Annotated in this window: 19 protein-coding genes; 9 read left to right on the forward strand and 10 right to left on the reverse strand. The window is 63.2% G+C overall.

The window, feature by feature from the left end:
• Positions 1 to 69: 69 nt before the first annotated feature.
• The 3 genes from FHS54_RS05965 (at position 70) to FHS54_RS05975 (ending at position 3406) form a co-directional block, all read left to right on the forward strand.
• On the forward strand, positions 70 to 972 hold the full coding sequence (locus FHS54_RS05965) for a helix-turn-helix domain-containing protein (protein WP_167302912.1): 903 nt from the start codon (positions 70 to 72) through the stop codon (positions 970 to 972).
• 80 nt (positions 973 to 1052) lie between these two features.
• Positions 1053 to 2342 (forward strand): aspartate aminotransferase family protein, encoded by a 1290-nt coding sequence (locus FHS54_RS05970; protein WP_167302913.1) that lies wholly within the window; start codon positions 1053 to 1055, stop codon positions 2340 to 2342.
• Positions 2342 to 3406 (forward strand): phosphotransferase enzyme family protein, encoded by a 1065-nt coding sequence (locus FHS54_RS05975; protein WP_167302914.1) that lies wholly within the window; start codon positions 2342 to 2344, stop codon positions 3404 to 3406. Before FHS54_RS05970 ends, FHS54_RS05975 begins: the two co-directional genes overlap by 1 nt.
• Here the strand turns inward: FHS54_RS05975 and FHS54_RS05980 are convergent.
• Positions 3392 to 4180, reverse strand: a complete 789-nt coding sequence (locus FHS54_RS05980; RefSeq protein WP_167302915.1) for an SDR family NAD(P)-dependent oxidoreductase — start codon at positions 4178 to 4180, stop codon at positions 3392 to 3394. The genes FHS54_RS05975 and FHS54_RS05980 overlap by 15 nt on opposite strands.
• A 136-nt stretch (positions 4181 to 4316) precedes the next feature.
• Between FHS54_RS05980 and FHS54_RS05985 the strand changes: the two genes are divergently transcribed.
• Both FHS54_RS05985 and FHS54_RS05990 read left to right on the forward strand, forming a co-directional pair.
• Complete coding sequence (locus FHS54_RS05985) at positions 4317 to 6710, forward strand: TonB-dependent receptor (protein WP_243855670.1); 2394 nt, start codon at positions 4317 to 4319, stop codon at positions 6708 to 6710.
• A 45-nt stretch (positions 6711 to 6755) separates the two neighbouring features.
• Positions 6756 to 7943: an MFS transporter gene (locus FHS54_RS05990; protein ID WP_167302916.1), complete on the forward strand. Its 1188-nt coding sequence runs from the start codon at positions 6756 to 6758 to the stop codon at positions 7941 to 7943.
• A 45-nt stretch (positions 7944 to 7988) separates the two neighbouring features.
• Here FHS54_RS05990 and hpaD read toward each other — a convergent pair whose 3' ends face one another.
• Genes hpaD through FHS54_RS06020 form a run of 6 tightly spaced genes read right to left on the reverse strand, consistent with a single transcriptional unit; the run spans position 7989 to position 12206 of the window.
• The gene (gene hpaD, locus FHS54_RS05995; RefSeq protein ID WP_167302917.1) at positions 7989 to 8837 is read right to left on the reverse strand and encodes a 3,4-dihydroxyphenylacetate 2,3-dioxygenase; all 849 of its coding nucleotides are present in this window, start codon (positions 8835 to 8837) and stop codon (positions 7989 to 7991) included.
• 40 nt (positions 8838 to 8877) lie between these two features.
• Entirely contained in the window at positions 8878 to 9633 is a 756-nt protein-coding gene (locus FHS54_RS06000; protein ID WP_167302918.1) for an HpcH/HpaI aldolase family protein, read from the reverse strand.
• Entirely contained in the window at positions 9630 to 10436 is an 807-nt protein-coding gene (hpaH, locus tag FHS54_RS06005; RefSeq protein ID WP_167302919.1) for a 2-oxo-hept-4-ene-1,7-dioate hydratase, read from the reverse strand. The genes FHS54_RS06000 and hpaH overlap by 4 nt, the downstream gene beginning before the upstream one ends.
• On the reverse strand, positions 10436 to 10825 hold the full coding sequence (locus tag FHS54_RS06010) for a 5-carboxymethyl-2-hydroxymuconate isomerase (protein WP_167302920.1): 390 nt from the start codon (positions 10823 to 10825) through the stop codon (positions 10436 to 10438). Before FHS54_RS06010 ends, hpaH begins: the two co-directional genes overlap by 1 nt.
• Before the next feature lie 11 nt (positions 10826 to 10836).
• Positions 10837 to 11589 (reverse strand): fumarylacetoacetate hydrolase family protein, encoded by a 753-nt coding sequence (locus FHS54_RS06015; protein WP_167302921.1) that lies wholly within the window; start codon positions 11587 to 11589, stop codon positions 10837 to 10839.
• A complete protein-coding gene (locus FHS54_RS06020) occupies positions 11589 to 12206 on the reverse strand; it encodes a fumarylacetoacetate hydrolase family protein (protein ID WP_167302922.1) in 618 nt (205 codons plus the stop codon). The genes FHS54_RS06015 and FHS54_RS06020 overlap by 1 nt, the downstream gene beginning before the upstream one ends.
• Positions 12207 to 12289: 83 nt before the next feature.
• Between FHS54_RS06020 and FHS54_RS06025 the strand changes: the two genes are divergently transcribed.
• Entirely contained in the window at positions 12290 to 12751 is a 462-nt protein-coding gene (locus FHS54_RS06025) for a MarR family transcriptional regulator (RefSeq protein WP_208404802.1), read from the forward strand.
• Positions 12752 to 12762: 11 nt separating this feature from the next.
• On the opposite strand, the gene FHS54_RS06030 is transcribed toward FHS54_RS06025, so the two are convergent.
• From FHS54_RS06030 to FHS54_RS06040, 3 genes are read right to left on the reverse strand one after another with little or no spacing between them, the layout of a single operon-like run.
• A complete protein-coding gene (locus FHS54_RS06030) occupies positions 12763 to 14193 on the reverse strand; it encodes an NAD-dependent succinate-semialdehyde dehydrogenase (protein ID WP_167302923.1) in 1431 nt (476 codons plus the stop codon).
• Entirely contained in the window at positions 14190 to 15695 is a 1506-nt protein-coding gene (gene hpaE / locus FHS54_RS06035) for a 5-carboxymethyl-2-hydroxymuconate semialdehyde dehydrogenase (protein ID WP_167302924.1), read from the reverse strand. The genes FHS54_RS06030 and hpaE overlap by 4 nt, the downstream gene beginning before the upstream one ends.
• A gap of 31 nt (positions 15696 to 15726) precedes the next feature.
• Positions 15727 to 17133, reverse strand: coding sequence for an aldehyde dehydrogenase family protein (locus tag FHS54_RS06040; protein ID WP_167302925.1), 1407 nt, complete (start codon positions 17131 to 17133; stop codon positions 15727 to 15729).
• A gap of 127 nt (positions 17134 to 17260) precedes the next feature.
• On the opposite strand from FHS54_RS06040, the gene FHS54_RS06045 reads away from it, so the two are divergent.
• The 3 genes from FHS54_RS06045 to FHS54_RS06055 all read left to right on the forward strand — a co-directional run bounded on the left by FHS54_RS06045 (position 17261) and on the right by FHS54_RS06055 (position 20115).
• Positions 17261 to 18301 (forward strand): AraC family transcriptional regulator, encoded by a 1041-nt coding sequence (locus FHS54_RS06045; protein WP_167302926.1) that lies wholly within the window; start codon positions 17261 to 17263, stop codon positions 18299 to 18301.
• Positions 18302 to 18423: 122 nt separating this feature from the next.
• A complete protein-coding gene (locus FHS54_RS06050) occupies positions 18424 to 19734 on the forward strand; it encodes an NAD(P)/FAD-dependent oxidoreductase (RefSeq protein ID WP_208404804.1) in 1311 nt (436 codons plus the stop codon).
• A 24-nt stretch (positions 19735 to 19758) separates the two neighbouring features.
• Entirely contained in the window at positions 19759 to 20115 is a 357-nt protein-coding gene (locus tag FHS54_RS06055; RefSeq protein WP_167302927.1) for a cupin domain-containing protein, read from the forward strand.
• The last annotated feature ends 6 nt before the right edge of the window (positions 20116 to 20121 follow it).

Genomic DNA, 20121 nt, shown 5'->3' on the forward strand with positions numbered 1-20121 from the left:
ACCGGCGCCGCGCGAGCGGGACGTGAAAAGATTTGGCCATTTTCTCAAAAACGGGATAGGTTTTAATCTGTGCGTCCGACCTCATCGCCTCCTTATTATTTCATCTACGGGCAGCATATCCGGGATATCGACCCACGCTTCATCCATGTGGAAAGGGTCAGCGATCGAGGGGCGTTGCACCATGGCAATGTCGAGCCGCATGTCCATCCGCATCTGCACCAGCTTTCCTACTGGTTGCAGGGCGAAGGTCGTTTCACCGTCGACGGGGCGCAGCATGATCTGGTTCCCGACACGCTCACATGGTTGCCCGCCAGCGTCGTTCACGGGTTCAGGGCCGACGCGACGGCCGACGCCATCGTGCTCAGCCTGTCGCATGATTTCCTGTCGAATGTCCTGAGCCACGTCGATGCTCCGCCGGTGGAAGCCCTGGCCAGGATGCCGCTGGTCACGAAAATCCCCGGCGAACTTGCTGCGCGCGTGCGGGAGATGTTTCTGGAACTGGAGCGTGAGCATCGGTTTCCTTCCTGGGGCCTGAAGCATGTCGTGAGCGCGCAGGTGCAACTCATCATGGTCATGCTCGCTCGCCTGATCGAAGCCGACCGGCCCGAACAGGCCGCGCCTCCGAAGGCGGCAGCCTTGTTCTCTCGTTTCCTGACCTTGCTCGACCAGCGTTTTCGGGATTGTCGCACGGTCGATGCCTATGTGGCGTTGCTTGGCACCACCCCCTATCTGCTCAACCGCGCGTGCCGGGAGGGGGCGGGGCAGAATGCGTCCGAGGTGATCCGTGGCCGCATCTTTCTGGAGGCGAAGCGGCTGCTTCATTATACCGCGCTTAATTCAGGAGATGTCGCCTTCGCGCTGGGCTTTGACGATCCGGCGCATTTCGGCAGGGCGTTTCGCGCCGAAACCGGGCTGTCCCCGGCCCGCTGGCGGGCGCAGCAGCGCAGGCTGGCGGACGCCGACGAAGGTTGACGCGCCCCTTGCGCCGCCCTCTGGACGGCAATAGATTATCATGATAAATAACTTGCCCATTGGCCTGGGAGATGCCCTGCATGAATGATGACGACCGCTCTTTGCTGGAGCGACGCAAGAAGGTGCTGGGGACTGGCACGCCGCTTTTTTACGATCAGCCGCTGCATCTGGTCCGGGGCGAGGGGGCGTGGGTGTTCGATGCGCAAGGGCGGCGCTACCTCGACGTCTATAATAATGTGCCGCATGTCGGCCATTGCCACCCGCATGTGGTGGAGGCCGCATCGCGGCAACTGGCGGCGCTCAACATCAATACGCGCTATCTGCATGACAATGTCGTCGATTATGCCGAAAGGCTGACCGCGACCACCGACTATGCCCAGGCGGGCGTGTTCTTTACCTGCACCGGCACCGAATCGAACGAACTGGCGCTGCGCATTGCCCGGCACGTCACGGGCGGCACCGGCATCATCGCCAGCAGTTTCAACTATCACGGCAATTCAGCGGTGCTGGCGTCGATCTGCACCGCCTTTCCGGTGCCCGAAGCCTTCCCCGATTTCGCGCGGCTGGTGCAGGTGCCCGACCCCTATCGCCATCGGCAGGGCCGCACCGACGCCGATCTGGCCAACCATTATCTGGACGAAGCGCGGGCCGCGATTGCGTCGTTGCAGGCGGACGGCGTCAAGCTGGCGGCGCTGCTGATCGATCCGTCCTTCGCGAATGAAGGGTTGCCTGAATATGTGCCCGGCTATCTTGCCGGTCTGGTGGACATGGTGCGCGCGGCTGGCGGCATCGTCATCGCGGACGAAGTGCAGTCGGGCTTCGGCCGCACCGGCGCTGCGATGTGGGCGCACCAGTATCATGGCATCGTCCCTGACATCATCACCACCGGCAAGCCGATGGGTAACGGCTTTCCGATTGGCAGCGTTATTTCGACCTATGACGTGATCGACGAGTTTGGCAGGAGCGCGAATTATTTCAATACGTTCGGCGGCAATCCTGTCGCGACCGCTGCGGGCGCCGCCGTGCTGGACGTCATCGAGAATGAAGGGCTGATCGCCAATGCCGCGCGCGTCGGCGCCTATGTCGGCGAGCGGATGAACGGATTGATGGCGCGCCATGAGATCATCGGCAACGTCCGCTGCCGTGGCATGTTCTTTGGGCTGGAACTGGTCGCGGATCGCGCGACGAAGGCACCGTCGCCCCTGGCCGGAAAGGTCGTCAACGCGATGAAGGACAAGGGGGTGCTGCTCAGCCGCATCGGCCCGTTCGACAATATCCTGAAAATGCGCCCGTCCATGGTGTTCACCTGTGAACAGGCGGACATTCTTTTGGCCGCGCTTGACGAAACATTGGAAGAAGTGGCCCGCTGATGCCCACGGCTATCGAAACATTCTATCTCCAGACCCCCGACGAACAGATCGCCGCGCTCCGGCAGATGGCGGAAGCGGCGCTGGCGCAGTGGCCCGGCACCTTCACCGGGCTGGCCCCGGTGAAATATCGCGAAAATGCGGTGTTTTCCGTATATCGCGACGATGGACGCCGTTTTGCCGTGCGTATTCACCGGCATGGCTATCACAGCGCCGCTGCGCTGCGTTCGGAGCTGGTCTGGATGCGGGCGCTGGCCGATGCCGGTGTCGGTGCGCCTGCCGCTGCGCTCAGCCATGGGGGCGAGGCGCTGGTCACGGTCACGCATCCCGCTGTGCCTGAGCCGCGTCAGGTCGATTTCCTTGACTGGTTGCCGGGAACGCCGATCGGATCGGCGGATGACGGGCTCACGCTGACGGGAGCCGAAGCGATTGCGGCGATGGAGAAAGTCGGGGCGCTTGCGGCGCGCGTGCACAATCATTCGCGGACGTGGACAGGCGCAGGGACAATGGTGCGCCACGCCTGGGACGAGGACGGGCTGATCGGATCGGAGCCGTTCTGGGGCCAGTTCTGGAAAATGCCCGGATTGACGGAAGCGCAGGTCGCACTGCTGCAACGGGCGCGGGTGCAGGCTGCGGCTGACCTTGCCGCATTCGGCAAGGATGGCGACCGATACGGCCTGATCCACGCCGATTTCGTGCCGGAAAACATGTTGTTCGACGGGGAGCAGGTCAATCTGATCGACTTCGACGATTGCGGCTTTGGCTGGCACATGTTCGAGCTGGCCACCGCATTATTTTTCCTGGGCCATCAGAGCGATTATGAGCAGCTGATGCAGGCGCTGCTGCGCGGCTATCGCCAGCAGCGCGCCTTGCCCCCGGAGCATGAGGCGCTGTTGCCGCTATTCCTGTTTTTGCGCGGAACCACTTATCTTGGCTGGATGCAGACGCGCTACGAGACCGAGGCGGCGCAGACGCAGGGGCCGATGATCATCGAACGAACCTGCGCGCTGGCGGAACGCTACCTGAGCGCCACGGCTGACAAGACGCGACCTTCAAAGAAAGGGTAGCGTGCCGACATCGACGATGCCGCCGCCGCCATCGACGCTAAGCGCGGTTCCCGTGACGAAGGAGGCATCATCGGACGCGAGAAAAGCGATGGCCGCTGCCATTTCGTCGGGCCGGGCCATGCGTCGTAACGGGTAGATGCTGGTCAACTCATCTTGAAGCTGCTGGGCGTCGATGCCCTTTTCCCGCGCGATATCCTCGATCTCACGCAGCGCAAGTTCGGTGAGGGTCCAGCCGGGGCACATCGCGTTGCAGCGGATATTTTCCGGCCCATAGTCAAATGCGATCGACCGATTGAGGCCCAGCATCCCCGCCTTCGACGCGCAATAGGCGGCGTAGGACGGCGCGCCGACGAGGCCAGCGACCGACGAGACCAGTATGATCGCGCCCCCGCCGCGCGCCCGCATCGAAGGGATGGCGCTCCGTGCGGCCATCATCGCGCCATCCAGATTGATATCAAACACGCGATGCCAGTCCGGGAGCGAGATGCTTTCCACCGAACCGAACTGCTCGATGCCTGCGCTCACGACCAGAATGTCGAGACCACCGAACGTATCGCCCGCGCGGTCGACCGCTCGCTCTATGTCGGCCAGGCAGGTCGTGTCGCCAACCACCGCGATGCCGTTACATTCCTTGGCGACGTGCATGAGTGGCGCTTCCCGACGTCCGAAGAGGACGACCTTGCCACCTTCGCGGGCAATGCGTCGGGCCGCCGCAGCGCCGATCCCGCTGCCGCCGCCCGTGATCAACGCAACTTTCCCATCGAACCTTTTCATGGACATGCTCCGTGTTCCTGAAGGGCTGGCGCTCCAGCTAATATTTCTGTTGAGTAATTTATCATGATAAGTTATTCAACAGCTGAAAGAGGTCGGATGCACGCGGGAATCATCGGTATAAAAATAGGGGGCTGATATGATCAATTCGTCTGCAATGTGGCTAAGGTCGGCATCGTTGATCGCAATATTGCTTTGTAGTCAGCCCGTCCTTGCTCAGGATAGTTCCGAATTAACCGACCCTGGTCTGTCCCCGGCTGCGCCCGCCGGAAGTGACAATCCCTTCGGCGAGATCATCGTCACCGCGCAGAAGCGCGCGCAGAGTCTGCGCGACGTGCCGGTGTCGATTTCGGCCTATTCCGGCGACCAGCTCAAGAAGCTGGGCATCACCAACACCACTGAAATCACGCAGCAGATTCCGGCGATGCACATCAATGCCTGGTCGCCCAACGTGACGATCTTTAACCTGCGCGGCATTTCCCAGAACAACTTCACCGACTATCTGGAAGCGCCCGTCGCCGTCTATACCGACAATGCCTATATGGGGTCGATCAACGGGATCAGCGGCCAACTGTTCGATATCGAGCGGGTGGAGGTGCTGCGTGGTCCGCAGGGCACATTGTTCGGACGCAATGCTACCGGCGGCGTTGTCCATTATCTCAGCCACGGTGCCACCGACCGTGATTTGAACGGCTATGTCGAGGGCAGCTATGGCCGCTTCGAACAACGATCGCTGGAAGGTGCGATCGGCGGCCAAATTGTCGAGGGATGGCGCGCCCGCCTGTCGATGCGCCGCGCGCTGGGCGGCAATTATATCAAGGCGAAGGATACCGACGCGGCCAATGGCCTGGTCAGTTCCGGGCAGGATGTGGGCGGCCAGAACGCCTTTTCCCTGCGCGCGACGACGCAGATCGACGTCACGCCCGACCTGATGGTGGAACTATGGTACAAATATTCGCGCGATCATGAGGTGCCGACCGGGGCATACTCGTTCGAAAATTGCGTGTTCGAAGCGAACGGCTATTGCCGCGTCAATTCGGCCGGTCTCACCAATGGACCCGGCGGCGTCATCAACGGGATCACCGGGGCGAAGGCGTCGCCCTATGACAATTTCTCCGGCACGGCGGGCCATCTCAACCGCCGCGTCCATATCGGTCAGGCCAATGTCACCTGGAAGCTGGGGGATGTCGAACTGACGTCGATCACAAATTACACCACGCTCAAGAAAGATTATCTGGAGGATGGCGACGGTTTGCCGATCGAAGTGATCGTTTTTGGCACCACGGCCAAATATGATCAGATTTCGCAGGAACTGCGCCTTTCCGGCGGTTCCGGCCCGCTGAAATGGCAGGTCGGCGGCTATTATCTCGACATGCGGACCAAGGGGACGATGACGACGATCGGCGCGCCCGTGATCGGCAACGCCATCGATCTGAACGGTGCCGCCAACGCGCCTCAAGTGCTGGAACGCTATTCGTTGATCTCCAAAAACTGGTCCGTCTTTGGTCAGGGCGAGTATCAGCTGACCCCCGAACTATCGCTGATCGCGGGGCTGCGCTATTCCAAGGATAGCAAGTCCATGGATTATATCTCGACGCTCAGCGACATCGGCTTTCCCGACCAGACGCTGGCGACGGACGAGACATTTTCAAGCCAGAGGCCCGGTGCGAACCGCATAAGTCATGGCGACTATGCGGCGCGCGTGTCGCTTAATTACAAGCCCAACCGCGACACGTTGATCTTTGCTTCCTATAATCGCGGCATCAAGGGGGGGAACTGGACGCTCGCCCCGACCGTGACGGCCGATCTGTTCCAGCATAAGCCCGAAACGCTGCACAGTTTCGAACTGGGGGCGAAACTGTCGACTCCCGACCAGAAACTGCGGGTGAACGCCACGCTGTTCCATTATATCTATGAGGATTATCAGGCATTCGCCATGATCGGCGGCACGCCGCAGGTGTCGAACAGCGACGCGCTCGCCACCGGAGCCGAAGTTGAAATCACCTGGCAGCCGGTCGATCACCTCAACATGATGCTGGGCGGCAGCTGGGAAACGTCGAAGGTCAAGACCGTGCGTGCGGCGGGTGAACAGATCGGACCAGAATTGTTCCCCGGCGCGCCCGACGCGCAATATTGCACGAATATCGGCGGCGCGTTCCGCTGCGTCTTTCCCGATGCGACCGTCAAGGATGCACAGTTTCCGAACGCGCCCCGGTTCAGCCTGAACTACCTCGTCCGCTATGATTTCGATGTGGGAGCAGGGACGGGCGCGGTGCAGGTCGATGGCGCATGGTATGACAAGCAGTTTCTGGAAGTTACCAACGCGGCGTCATCGATCCAGCGCGCCTATAATGTGACCAATATGTCGCTGAGCTGGACCGACCCCAGCAACAGGTTCGACGTGTCGCTATGGGGCAAGAATGTTTTTGGCGAACAATATCGCGCCTATACGCTCAATCTGGGCATATTGGGGACGACTTCCTATTATGCGCCGCCTGCCAGCTATGGCGCGACGGTGCGGGTGTCGCTGTGATGGTCGGCCCGGCGCGGGGGCTTTGAGATGACGGGGCAGGCCACTATGCGCGGCAGATCCCACCCGGACCACCCGCTGGCCATCGCCAGTTTCGTCCTGCTGGGAACGATCGGTGTCCTGTCCTTCATCGTGCAACCCGCGCTGGTGCAGGGTTTCGTTACGCAGCTTCATCTGACAGAGACGCAGGCGGTCGACCTTGCGGGGATCGAGATGTCGGCCGTTGCGCTGATGACCGTCATATTGGCGTTCGTCGGCAACCGCTTCGACTGGCGGATGCTGACCATCGGATGCCTGCTGGTCGCGGGCGCGGGTAATTTCGCGTCGGCGCTCACGGCGGGTGGCAGCGGCTTTGGCGCGGCCCGCTTCCTGGCTGGGCTGGGCGAGGGCGGCGTCATCAGCCTGAGTTTCTGCTTCGTCGGCCTGACCCGGCGCACCGACCGCAATCTGGCCTATTATCTGGTCGTCCTGCTAGCCTATGGCGCGCTTGGCATCTGGCAAGCGCCGATGCTGTTCGACACGATCGGCCTCAAGGGCATATTCCTGATTTTCACGGTCGTGACGCTGCTTTCCATCGCCTGCGCGCCCTTCCTGCCGCGTTCGTCCGACGATCGGCATCAGCATCAGCATGAAGGCCATTCCGCCCTGGGCCCGCCGGTCCTGCTGATGATCTCGGCGCTGACCGGCGTCCTTGTCTATAATCTGGCGCAGGGCATTGCGTGGGCCAATCTGTTCCTGATCGGCATCGCCGCGGGCCTTCGGGAGCAGAATGTCGCCGACGCCCTGTTCATTTCGCAGGTCGTGGCGGTGGGTGGCGCGCTCGCCGCCATCGTGCTGGCCGAACGGATCGGGCGGATGCATGTATTCACGGTCGGCATATTGGGCGGGGTCCTGTGCATCGGCATGCTGATCGGCACGCCCGGTGCCACCACCTTCCTCATCGCGGTCTGCGGATTCAATTTCCTGTGGAACATGGTTCAGCCCTTTATCCTGGGTGCCGTCAACGAGATGGATGGCAAGGGCCTGATGATGCGCGCGGCCATCGCCGTGCAGATGATCGGCCTGGGGGGAGGGCCGATCATTTCGGGCCGCCTGATCGGGGGAGGCGATTTCACCGGCGTCGAATGGGTCTGCATCGGCTGCTTCGTGCTCAGCTTTGTCCTGCTGGTGCTGCCGCTTCGGCGGCGGCATATCACCGCCGTTCATCCCCATGCTGCTTTCGCTGACGCCAACTGATGGGCTGGGAATATGTGCTCCTGCGCAGGCAGGAGCCGCGCCGCGTCAAACCGGGAAGATGGCGTTGATCTGGCCCGTGCCCGACGAGGGGAAATAGGGCGTCACCACTTCGGCCCTGCCCGTATAATCCGCGCCGCCCAGCACCCCCATCATCATCGCGGTGTCATGCATGAAGCCTTCGCCATGGCATTTGCTGGCATAGTCCTGAAGCATCCCGGCAAAGCTGCGCCAGTCGCCCGTTTCCCACATCTCCACCGCGCGCCGGTCGACCGCTTCGAGCAGCGGACTCCAGATCTTGTTCATATATTCCTCCGACTCGCCATTCTGGGCGAAGCGGTGGGATAGCGAGCCGCTGGCGAGGAAGGCGACGTTTCCGTCATAGTCCCGCTCCACCGCTTCGCGCATGGCGCGGCCCAGCGTCATCGAATCTTCCAGCGCGTGCACCATGCAGAGCGCCGAGACGGACACCGCGCGAAAATGCTGGTCGGGATTCATGTAGCGAAGTGGCACCAGCGTGCCATATTCCGGCTCCAGTGAAGCGATCTGATGCGCGCGTGTGTGCACACCGGCACGCGTCGCTGCCGCCGCCAGCAGCTCGCCCAGTGCGGGGTTGCCGTCACAGGCGTAGGGCATGTCCTTGATGAAATGCGGCAGCTCGCCGGAGGTGTAGATGCCCTCCCACCGGGCCGAGCAATTCACATGATAGCCCGAATTGACGAGCCAGTGCGTGTCGAACACGACCAGCGTATCGACACCCAGGTCGCGGCACCGTTGGCTGATGATGCGATGCCCTTCGATCGCCGCTTCCCGGCAGCCTTTATGCGGCCCTTCCAGTTCCGACAGATACATTGACGGCACATGGGTGATCTTGGCTACCAGTGAAACCTTGCCCATCGCGGCGAACTCCTTTTTCCTGCGTTCCGGTCGAACGCGCTTATCCCCTGACCTCGTCGAGCAGGGCCTTGCCCCCCTTGACCAGCAAACCGATGTCCGTGCCCGCCGCGACGAAGGCATAGCCCTGCTCGCAGCACTGGCGCGTATGTTGGGGCGACAGCGCGAATATGCCCGCTGGTTTGCCCGCGCCGCGAATGGCCGTCATTGCCTGCGCAACGGCGTCCTGGACCTCTGCATGGCCCGGATCGCCAAGATGGCCGAGCGAGGCGGCGAGATCGCCGGGGCCGATGAAGACTGCATCGACACCGGGCGTGGCGGCGATTGCGGCGGCATTGGTGAGGGCGATGCGGCTTTCGATCTGGACGATCACCGTCAGCCCGTCCGCCGCATTGGCCAGATAGTTCGGCGTCATGCCGAAACCGGCGGCACGGCTGGTCCCGCTCGCCACGCCCCTTATGCCCTCCGGCGCATAGCGGGTGGCGGCGACGGCGGCGGCGGCTTGCTCTGCGGTGTCGACCATGGGGATCAGCAGGGTGCGGAAACCGATGTCGAGATATTGCTTGATGATGACCGGATCATTGGCCGGGACACGCGCGATCGGTTCTGGGCCATGGCGCTCGACCGCCTGCAACTGGCCGAGGAGCGTCTGGGCGGTGTTGGGCGAATGTTCGCCGTCGAACAACAGCCAGTCGAAGCCCAGCCGGGCGCAGATGTCGGCGGTGTAATTATTGGCGAGCGCCTGCCACAGTCCGATCAGGGGCTTTCCTTCGGCTAGCCTGTGCTTGAACGGGATCATGTGAACCTCACCGAAATGCACCCCAGCGGGCCGTAGTCGACATGGAAGCTGTCGCCCGCGCGCGCGAACACCGGCGCGGTGAAGCTGCCCCCCAGGATGATCTGCCCCGGTTCCAGCCATTCGCCGTGGGGCGCGATCTTGTTGGCGAGCCAGGCCGGGCCGTTGGCGGGGTGATTGAGCACCGCCGCCGCGACGCCCGATTCCTCTATGACGCCGTTGCGATAGAGCAGGGCGGACACCCAGCGCAGATCGACCGCGTCTGGCTTCACCGGCCGCCCGCCAAGGACGATGCCCGCATTGGCGGCATTGTCGGAAATGGTGTCGAACACCTTGCGCGTGACGCCGCTCGCCCGGTCGATGCGTTCGATGCGCGCGTCGATGATCTCTATCGCGGGCGTGACATAGTCGGTGGCGTTCAGCACGTCGTACAGGGTGACGCCCGGCCCCTTGAGCGGGTGTTTCAGGATGAAGGCCAGTTCGACCTCGACGCGCGGTTCGATGAAGCGATCGATAGGAATATCATGGCCGTCGAGGAACAGCATATCGTCCAGCAACGTGCCGAAATCCGGTTCGGTCACGTTGGACGAACGCTGCATCGCGCGGCTGGTCAGGCCGATCTTATGGCCGATGACCGTGCGCCCCCCGGCCAGTTTCCTGTCCACCCATGCCCGGCTGACGGCATAGCCGTCTTCCAGTGTCATGTCGGGATGTTCCAGCGAGAACTGGCCGATCTGCGTGCGCGTCCTTTCCGCTTCGTCGAGGCGGGCGGCCAGTGTTTCGATGATATCGGGGGCAAGGGGCATCAGTGCGCTTTCTTCAACCGGTCGTAGATGCTGTTCGCCTTCCAGCCTTCGGCTTCCTCTACATACATGGACAGGGCCAGAGGGCGCTGCGTGAACATCGGCTCAAGGAAGCTCCGCACCGCCGCGAACAGGGCATCGAAATAGGTCTGGCGGAACTCGGCGGAACGGCCAACGCCCATCTTGACGTCGATATTGATAAAGGCGTCATCCGGCCCCTTGCCATCGGCGATGACATAATGGTCGAGCCTGATGCCGCGCACGCGGATGCCGCCGACCGGAAATACGCCGCCCGCTTCGTCCCGCATATGGCGGGCGATGAGCGCTAGCAGCGCATTGAGGTCAAATGCATCCTCGACGTTGGCGGTATATTCGACGGTAGCGTGTGCCATATCTGCCCCCTTCAGCCCGCGACCAGGTGATTGACGAGGCGACCGATGCCCTCCACTTCGGTCACTACCCGGTCGCCGGGCGCGCAGAAATGGACGCCCTGCGGCGTGCCGGTCAGGATCATGTCGCCCGGCATCAGCGTACTATGACACGACAAATAGGCGACCAGTTCGGCGACGGACATGATCATGTCGGCGGTCGTGCCGTTCTGAACCAGTTCGCCGTTGACGCGGGTGGTGATCGCAAGCGCCTGCGGGTCGGGCACGTCGGCCGCATCGACGATCCACGGGCCGATCGGCGTGGTCGCATCGCGGTTCTTCACTCGCGCGTTGGGCCGGTAGTAATTTTCCAGATATTCCCGGATCGCATAGTCGTTGGCAACGGTATAGCCAGCGACATAGTCGAGCGCCTCGGCGCTCGTCACGTTGCGGGCCGGTCGACCGATGACCGCCACCAGCTCGCATTCGGGGTGCATCTGGTTGCCGTCGGCTGGGCGTGGCGTGTCGCCTTCATGGCCGACGAAGCAATTGCCGCCCTTCATGAAGATCAGCGGCGTCGCCAGCTTGGGCGCGAACCCCAGTTCCTTGTTATGATCGGCGAAATTCAGGCCCAGAGCATAGCTTGACGCGCCAGGTGTCACCGGGGGCAACCATGATGCGCCATCGGCGGGGATGAAGCTGCCATCGGGCAGGTGCAGGCTCTGCCCGTCGGCGGAAACGCTGACCCAGATGTCTCGCCCGCGATGATAGATACGTGCGCGCTTCATTATGTCGTCTCCTCAACCCGCGCTACCGCGGGCGCAAAGCCTGCCGCCTCCGCGCGGAGCGTGACGCCCGCGCCTACCTGCGGTGCGTCGCCGGGCAGACCCACCAACAGCACGTCCCCGGCCCGTAAAGTCAGAAAGGCTGATATGTCGGCGATCAGCCGGTCGGGCGATCGGGCCAGCCGGTCGAGCGACCAGTTGTGCGCCGCCTGCCCGTCGATCATGGTCGTGATCCGGTCCGCCAGCGCGGGCGATCCCCAATCCCCCATGACCAGGAACGTGTCGGCATTGCGTTGCGCGACGGCGGGCCGGTAATAATCGGCCTGCGGATAGGTGATGTCGATGGCGAGCGCGGCGGCACCGATGCACGCCATCGCCTGATCAGGACTGACGCCCGTCGCATCCCGCGCGATCAGCAGCGCCAGCGTGGCCGCCGCGACGGCTTGCTCGCCCGGCTTTAGTCGCACCGTGCCGTGGGACATTGTGCTCGCCGGCTTCATATAAACGACGGGCGCGACGGGCGGGGCGAGATAGGGCTTTTCCTGGAACGCAGGTGCCAACCGGGCCAGTTCCCGGCTGTCGTTGAGGATGACGCCATAGATATGGCCATTACAGATCATCGGCTTATCCTCTTGCGACCACTGCTTAACGCGATAAATGGTTGTACCCGAATCAATCGGGCTGGTCTTCGAAAGGAATGCGCGTGGCAAAGGCCAAGACCGGGATGACCCGATATTCCGAATCGCTTGCGGGCACGTTGCTGGCGGCGCGCGAAGCGGTGATGGCGCCCATCCGCCCCATCTTGCGGGAAGCAAACGTCACCGAACAGCAATGGCGCGTGCTGCGCGTGCTGGCCGACGTCGAGGAACTGGACGCGAGCAGCATCGCCAAGGAAGCGCTGCTCTACGCCCCCACCGTCACGCGAATCCTGCGCGAACTGGTCGATCGCCAATGGGTCGTGCGCCGCATCGACCCCAATGATGGCCGCCGGTCGGTCATTTCCATTTCCGACGAGGGGCAGCGGTTGGTGCAGGGCACCGCAACCCATACGCTGCCCATGCTGTCCGCTTATGCCGACGTCTTTGGCGAGCAGCGGCTGCGCGATTTCATCGCCGAAGCGCGCGCGCTGGCCAAGGCGCTCGAACGGTTCGCGCCGGATCGCTAAGGATCGGTTCGTCACAGCGCGACCGTCATCGTCTTGAGTTCAAGATAGTCGTCCAGCCCGTGGCGTGATCCTTCGCGACCGAGGCCGGACATTTTTATGCCGCCAAAGGGCGCGACTTCGGTCGAGATGGCCCCGGTATTGACGCCCACCATGCCGACCTCCAGCGCCTCTGCCATCCGCCAGCTTCGGCCAAGGTCGCGGGTGAAGATATAGGCGGCCAGACCGTCGGGCGCGGCATTCGCCAGGCCGATCACTTCCGCCTCATCAGTGAACCGCACGACCGGCGCGACCGGGCCGAAAATCTCTTCTTCCAGCATCCGCATGCCCGCCGCTGCGCCGGACAGGATCATCGGCGGCACGAACCGGCCCGTGGGCGACCGCTGCGGCCCGACCGGCACCGCGCCCTTGGCTTTCGCGTCCGCGATCAACGCTGTCACCTTTGCGACCGCCGCGTCGTCGACCAACGGCCCGATTTTCGTATCGGGCGCGTCGCCGGGGCCGATGGTCAGCGCCGCCGCCGCTGCTGCGAACGCTTCGACAAAGCGGTCATGGATTCCGTCCTGCACATAGAAGCGATTGGCGCAGACACAGGTCTGGCCGCCGTTGCGGAATTTGGCGATTATCGCGCCTTCGACCGCTGCTGCCATATCCGCATCGTCGAACACGATGAAAGGCGCGTTGCCGCCCAACTCGAGGCTGAGCTTCTTCACCGTCGGCGCGCATTGCGCATAAAGGAGCGCACCGGTGCGGGTCGATCCGGTGAAGCTGAGCTTGCGCACCGTGGGACTTGCCGTCAGCACGCCGCCGATCGCCACCGGATCGCCGGTCACGATATTGACGACGCCTGCGGGAATCCCCGCCGCCAGCGCCAGTGCGCCCAGCGCGAAGGCGGTGAGGGGGGTCTGTTCGGCGGGCTTGATAACGATGGTGCACCCGGCGGCGAGCGCGGGGGCGAGCTTGCGCGTGATCATCGCCGCCGGGAAATTCCAGGGCGTGATCGCGGCGACCACGCCGACGGGCTGCTTGATGACCATGATGCGGCGGTCGGCCTGCGTCGCGGGAATGATTTCGCCATAAGCGCGCATCGCTTCGGCGGCGAACCAGCTGATGAAGCTGGCGGCATAGCCGATCTCGCCGCGTGCTTCGGCCAGCGGCTTGCCTTGTTCGGCGGTCAATATGCAGGCCAGCTCGTCACGATGCGCCAGGATGAGGTCGTGGTAGCGCATCAGCGCATCAGCGCGCGCGGACGCGGGCAGGGCGGCCCAGCCCGGCAAGGCACGCGCGGCGGCTGCAATCGCCTCCTGCGTTTCCCGCGCGCCCAGGGCGGGCACACGCGCGATCAGGCGGTTGTCGGCGGGATTATGGACGTCGAGCCATCGTTCCCCCGCGCGCCATTCCCCGTCGATCAGGCAGGCGTCGGGCCTAAGGTCGATGGCGCTCACTTTATGCCCAGCCGCTGTGTCTTGTGCGTGCCCCGTGCCAGGGCGACATTCTTCGTTTCCATATAGAAATCGAAGCTCCAGTCACCGCCGTCGCGCCCGATCCCGCTGGCCTTCACGCCGCCGAAGGGGGTGGGCAGATGGCGGACATTCTCGCTGTTCACCCAGACCATGCCGACGTCCAGCGCGTCGGACACGCGCAGTGCGCGGGAAAGGTCGTTGGTCCACAGATAGCCCGCCAGGCCATAGTCGACGTCATTGGCCTTCGCGATTGCATCGGCTTCGTCATCGAAGGGGATGGCGGTCAGCACCGGGCCGAAGATCTCCTCACGCGCGATGCGCATCGTCTGTTCGGCATTGGTGAACAATGTGGGTTGGAAGAAAAAGCCCTGCGTGCCCTCCACTGGCGCGCCGCCCGCCGCGATGGTCGCGCCTTCTTCGGCGGCGATCCCGGCATAGCTTGCCACCTTGGCGAAATGGCGGGGGTGGATCAGGGGGCCGACCTCCGTATCCGGGTCGAACGGGTCGCCGACCTTGAGGCTCTTCACGCGCTCGGCCATCCTGGTAACGAACGTGTCATAGATATCGCGCTGGACCAATAGCCGCGACGAGGATGTGCAACGCTGACCGTTGAGCGAGTAGATCATGAACATCGCGGCATCGACTGCGCCATCCAGATCGGCGTCGTTGAACACGATGCAGGGATTTTTGCCGCCCAGTTCGAAATGCACCCGCTTCAATGTCTGCGCGCCCTGCCGCATGATGGCGCTGCCGGTCGAGGATTCGCCGACAAAGGCGATTGCCTTGATATCGGGATGCTCGGTCAGGCGGCGGCCGGTGGTTTCGCCCAGACCGTTGACGGCGTTGAACACGCCAGCGGGCAGCCCCGCCTCCGCGCCGATTTCCACCAGCAGCCGCGCCGAATAGGGCGACCATTCGGCAGGCTTGTGCACCACCGTGCATCCCGCCGCCAGCGCGGGCGCGATCTTCCACGTCGACAGCATGAAGGGCGTGTTCCACGGCGTGATGACCGCCACCGGGCCGATCGGCTTGCGCGTGGTATAGTTCAGATGATCGGGCGCGGGCAGCGCCTGTCCGTCGGCGGCGGCGGGCGCGCGGTCAGCGAAGAAGCGGAAATTATCCGCCCCGCGCAGCGCCGCCTTGGACATGAAGCGCCAGCATTGTCCGGCGTCCAGACACTCCACCGCCGCGATTTCGTCCGCGCGCGCGACGATCAGGTCGGCCATGCGGTTGAGTATCCTGCGCCGCTCCTCCGCCGGTGTCGCGGCCCAGCCGGGAAAGGCGTCGCGCGCGGCGGCCACCGCCGCCTCCAACTGCGCCTCGGTCGCGTCGGCGCATTGGCCCAGCACGCCGCCTGTGCCCGGTTCAAGAATGTCGAAGACCGTTCCTTCGCCCGCGACCGGCTTGCCTGAAATGAAATGTCCCAAAGGGGCGGCGGTGAAACGGTCGATGGTGGCAATCGCCAGGGCGCGCTTGTCGGTCATGGTCAAACTCCGAAAAATGACGGGGGCTGCGTCAGTCGTGCAGGACGCGCAGGGACAGAAATTCGCCAAGGCCGTGCGGCCCGAACTCGACGCCAAAGCCCGAAGCCTTGACCCCGCCGAAAGGCGTGTCGGGACGGATGGCACCGTGCTTGTTGACCCATGCGGTGCCGCATTCCAGTTGCAGCGCCAGGTCGCGCGCCCGCGCGATGTCGGACGACCAGATCGATCCACCAAGGCCGACATCGACCGCATTGGCCGCGGCGATCGCTTCATCGACATCGGTGTAGCGGATGATCGGCAAGGCAGGACCGAACTGTTCGTCGTCCACCAGCGCCATGCCCGGCTTTGCGTCCGCCACCAGGGTGATGGGATAGAACAGGCCGTTGCCGGGCGTAGGGCTGCCGCCGGTCAGGATGCGCGCGCCGCTGGCCCGCGCTTCGTCCACCAACCGGACGACCTTCTGGAACTGCATCTCATTTTGCAGCGGACCCAGCATGCTGTCCTCGTCAGTGCCGGGGCCGGTCTTGACCGCTGCGGCATAGGCGACCAGCGCATCGCACACCGCGTCATAGATGCTGTCATGCACGAACAGGCGCTTCAACGCCGCGCAGGTCTGCCCATTGTTGATGAACGCGCCCCAGAACAGCCCTTCGGCAATCGCCGCGGGATCGGCGTCGGGGAGGACGATGCCCGCATCATTGCCGCCCAGTTCCAGCGTCAGGCGTTTCACGGTCGGCGCGGCGCTCGCCATCACCTTGCGCCCGGTCGCGGTGGACCCGGTGAAACACACTTTGGCGACATCGGGATGCGAAGTCAGGATGGCACCAAGCGCGTCCGGCCCGGCGACGGCGTTGAGGACACCGGGCGGCAGCGCTTCTTGCAAGAGTTCCACCAGCTTGAGCGTCGTGAGCGGCGTGAAGGGCGACGGCTTGATCACGACCGTATTGCCTGCGCGGATCGCGGGCATGATCTGCCAGATCGCGATCATCAGCGGCCAGTTCCACGGGGTGATCGCCGCGACCACGCCCAGCGGGCGACGATGGATGGCGATATGGGTGTCGTCGTCGTCCTGAACATATTCGACCGGGAGTGACAGGGTGGCGGTGTGCCGGGTCCATGCGGCTGCGCCGCCGACTTCGAACCGCGCGCCCATGCCGTTGAGCGGCTTTCCCTGTTCAGCGGTGAGCAGTTGGGCGAGGGTTTCGGCATGTTCCTCGATAATGTCGGCGCAGCGCGAAACCGCCGCCTGCCGGTCGGCATCGGGCGTGGCGGCCCAGTCGGCAAAAGCGGTGCGCGCCGCCCCGATTGCCCGTTCGCAGGCCGCAGCGTCAGCCGTCGCGACTTCGCCTGCCGACCCGCCGGTGGCCGGGTTGGCCACGGTGGAGAGCGTTTCGCCATATTCCAACGACCCGGCAATGATTGCGCCCGCATATGTCATTCGCGCCCATCCTCTCTTCGATACTGGTCGCATATAACTTATCATGATAAGTTGTTCAAGCCTTGTCGAAACTGGAGATATGGTGCGTGATGCGGGCAGGGCGCATTGCTGAAAGCGAGGGGATGACATGGCGCGTCGAAGAACGCCGAGCGCACCGCCGGTTCCGACCATTCGGGCGGTCAGCGTGCAGCGCCTGATCGAAAGGCTGGATAGAGACGATGAAAAGGTATCCGCGCTGCTGCAACAGCATGATGTCGCGCTTGCTGGACTGATCGACCCCTATGCGATCATGCCGCTAGCCCGCTATGTCGCCTTGCTGGAGGATGCGGCGGACCTGCTTGGCGCGCCGCATCTAGGCGCGGAAATGGGAAGTTGCTTTCGGCCTGCCGATATCGGCCCGACAGGACTGATATTTTCGCTGTCAGGCACGCTGGGTGACGCGTTCGCGCGCATGGATCGCTATCTGCCCGCTTTTCAGACATCGACTTCGTCCGGCCTGCTGAACGCGGGCGAGGATGTGCTGTGGGCCTATCGCATCCACGACCCGCGCATCTGGCCCCGGCGGCAGGATGCCGAATATGCCGTGATGGCGACCTGCGAACTGATCCGCAGTTGCCTGACGTCCCCCTGGTGGCCGATGGAGGTTCATTTCGAACATTCAGCGCCTGCCGATACGGGGGCGCTGCGACGCCTGTTTCGCGCTCCGGTACTGTTCGATCAGCCCACCAACGGACTGCTATTGTCCCGGCAGGACGTCGACCGGGTCAACCGCGTCGAAGATCGCGACTTGTTGCAGGTTCTGGAACGGCACGTCACGGAATTGCTTCAGGTGCACCAGTCTGAAGAGACGTTCGCGGGGCGTGTGGAATGGCTCATTGCCATGTATCTCGACAAGCGACCGATCACATTGGACGGGATGGCCGCAGCGCTGGGGGTGCCGCCGCGCAGCCTGCAACGCCGTCTGGCGGAGGAGGGAACGTCGCTACGGCAATTGTTGCGCGATCACCGCACGCGGCTGACCGATGCGCGCCTGGGGGAGGGGGCGCGCGACGTGGCGGGGCTGGTCCAGGCGCTGGGCTATTCGGAACGCTCGGTCCTGTCGCGGGCCTATCGCGGCTGGACGGGCCGCCCGCTGATCCGGGGGCGCAAAACCGCGCACGAGAGGTAACAAGCGGGCGCTCCTCAGCGCTTCGGCTTCGTGGCGTATTTCGTCCTGTTCTTGTCGTAATCTGCAATATCGTCGGCTTCGTTTCCACGTCAGATTTCCTGTCGAACAACAGGAGATGGTCGATGGGGGAAGAGATGCGACGGTTGGACGCCCTCAATTATTATACGGCCACCAAAAAATATGATCTCCAGTTCCCCCGGCTGGTGGACGATATCGACGTCGATGTCGTCGTGATCGGCGGCGGGTTTTCGGGCATCAACACCGCGCTGGAACTGGCCGAGAAGGGCTATACCAGCATCGCCGTGCTGGAGGCGCGCCATCTGGGCTATGGCGGCACGGGCCGTAACGGCGGACAGGTGATGGCGGGCATCGGCCATGACATCAACAAGGTGGCGCGCCATATCGGCAAGGAAGGGCTGGAAACGCTGTTCGAGATTGCCAGCCTGGGCGCGGGCATCCTGCGCGGGCGTGCGGAAAAATATAATATCGATGCGGACGTTCAGCGCGGCTACGCCTATCTCGCCTATAATCAGCGGCAGTTGAAGACATTGCGCGGCTGGGTCGACGAATTTCGCGCTGCCGATCCCGATGAGGATGTCGAGCTGCTGGTCGGCAAGGACGTCCAGCAGGTCATTGGATCGGACGTGTTCGCCGGCGCGATCAAGCATATGGGCGGCGGTCATGTCCATTCGCTCAACCTGCTGCTTGGCGAGGCCAAGGCGCTCGTCGGCCTTGGCGCGCGGATATTCGAAAACAGCCCGGTGATCAGCGTCGAATATGGTGACCGCATCACCGTGCGGACGAATGCCGGGAGCGTGCGGGCGTCCAAGCTGCTGTGGGCCTGCGACAGCTTTCTGGCCGGGCTGGAACCGGAAATATATGGCAAGACGATCAACACCTATGCCTATCAGATCGCGACGGAGCCGCTGCCCGAAGCACTGATCCAGCGCATCAGCCCGATTCGGGGTGCGTATAGCGATATCAGGCCGGTGATAGATTATTATCGGGTCACGGCGGATAATCGGCTTTTGTACGGGTCGGCAACGCAACTTATTGAATATTTCCCGTCCGACATTGCCGCCTGGGCCCGGCCGCTGATGCTCAAGACTTTTCCGTACCTCCAACATGTGAAGATCGACCATGCCTGGGGCGGACCGATGGCGTGCAGCGCCAATCTCTTTCCACAGATCGGCACTTTGTCCGGTCGCCCCAATGCCTTTTATGTGCAGGGCTATTCCGGCTTTGGCGTCACCCCGTCGCACATCGTCTGTAAGGTGCTGGCCGAGGGTATGAGCGAAGGCTCCGCCCGCTACGACCTCATGCGTTCGATCCCGCATATGCGGGTGCTGGGCAAGGATGGGTTCCGGCGGGGCATGATGTCCGCCGCGAAGAGTTGGCACCAGCTTACCGGCTATTTCAACGGCCGCCGCTAATCGGCGGAATATAGGAGATTAATCATGTTTCCCGTACATCCAAACAACATCCCCGAACTCGATGCGTGGGGCACCGTGGCCGACTTGGGTTCCGAAATTCTCGACGGTCCCGGCTTTTGCTTCGGCAAGATGATCCATGGCGATCCGAGCACGCCGGTGTCGTGCGGCTATTTCGCGACGGTCAAGGGCAAGTTCCGCATGACCTATCCCTTTTCGGAACATGCCCTGGTTGTCGAAGGGAACGTCACGCTGACCGATGAGCGTACTGGGGAAGCCACGACCTACGGCGCGGGCGACGGCTGGTTCGTCGAAAAGGACACCCCCGTCCTGTGGGAGGTCCACAGCGACCGTTTCACCAAAAATTATGTGGCGATAATGTGATAGTTG

The organism is Sphingobium vermicomposti, from assembly GCF_011762025.1.
Classification (GTDB): Bacteria; Pseudomonadota; Alphaproteobacteria; order Sphingomonadales; family Sphingomonadaceae; genus Sphingobium; species Sphingobium vermicomposti.

Excerpts from the sequence above, each read along its gene's own strand:
- FHS54_RS05970 (WP_167302913.1), top strand. The coding sequence starts at position 1,053 with ATGAATGATGACGACCGCTCTTTGCTGGAGCGACGCAAGAAGGTGCTG.
- FHS54_RS05975 (WP_167302914.1), top strand. The coding sequence starts at position 2,342 with ATGCCCACGGCTATCGAAACATTCTATCTCCAGACCCCCGACGAACAG.
- FHS54_RS05980 (WP_167302915.1), bottom strand. The coding sequence starts at position 4,180 with ATGAAAAGGTTCGATGGGAAAGTTGCGTTGATCACGGGCGGCGGCAGC.
- FHS54_RS05985 (WP_243855670.1), top strand. The coding sequence starts at position 4,317 with ATGATCAATTCGTCTGCAATGTGGCTAAGGTCGGCATCGTTGATCGCA.
- FHS54_RS05990 (WP_167302916.1), top strand. The coding sequence starts at position 6,756 with ATGCGCGGCAGATCCCACCCGGACCACCCGCTGGCCATCGCCAGTTTC.
- hpaD (WP_167302917.1), bottom strand. The coding sequence starts at position 8,837 with ATGGGCAAGGTTTCACTGGTAGCCAAGATCACCCATGTGCCGTCAATG.
- FHS54_RS06000 (WP_167302918.1), bottom strand. The coding sequence starts at position 9,633 with ATGATCCCGTTCAAGCACAGGCTAGCCGAAGGAAAGCCCCTGATCGGA.
- hpaH (WP_167302919.1), bottom strand. The coding sequence starts at position 10,436 with ATGCCCCTTGCCCCCGATATCATCGAAACACTGGCCGCCCGCCTCGAC.
- FHS54_RS06010 (WP_167302920.1), bottom strand. The coding sequence starts at position 10,825 with ATGGCACACGCTACCGTCGAATATACCGCCAACGTCGAGGATGCATTT.
- FHS54_RS06015 (WP_167302921.1), bottom strand. The coding sequence starts at position 11,589 with ATGAAGCGCGCACGTATCTATCATCGCGGGCGAGACATCTGGGTCAGC.
- FHS54_RS06020 (WP_167302922.1), bottom strand. The coding sequence starts at position 12,206 with ATGATCTGTAATGGCCATATCTATGGCGTCATCCTCAACGACAGCCGG.
- hpaE (WP_167302924.1), bottom strand. The coding sequence starts at position 15,695 with ATGACCGACAAGCGCGCCCTGGCGATTGCCACCATCGACCGTTTCACC.
- FHS54_RS06040 (WP_167302925.1), bottom strand. The coding sequence starts at position 17,133 with ATGACATATGCGGGCGCAATCATTGCCGGGTCGTTGGAATATGGCGAA.
- FHS54_RS06045 (WP_167302926.1), top strand. The coding sequence starts at position 17,261 with ATGGCGCGTCGAAGAACGCCGAGCGCACCGCCGGTTCCGACCATTCGG.
- FHS54_RS06050 (WP_208404804.1), top strand. The coding sequence starts at position 18,424 with ATGGGGGAAGAGATGCGACGGTTGGACGCCCTCAATTATTATACGGCC.
- FHS54_RS06055 (WP_167302927.1), top strand. The coding sequence starts at position 19,759 with ATGTTTCCCGTACATCCAAACAACATCCCCGAACTCGATGCGTGGGGC.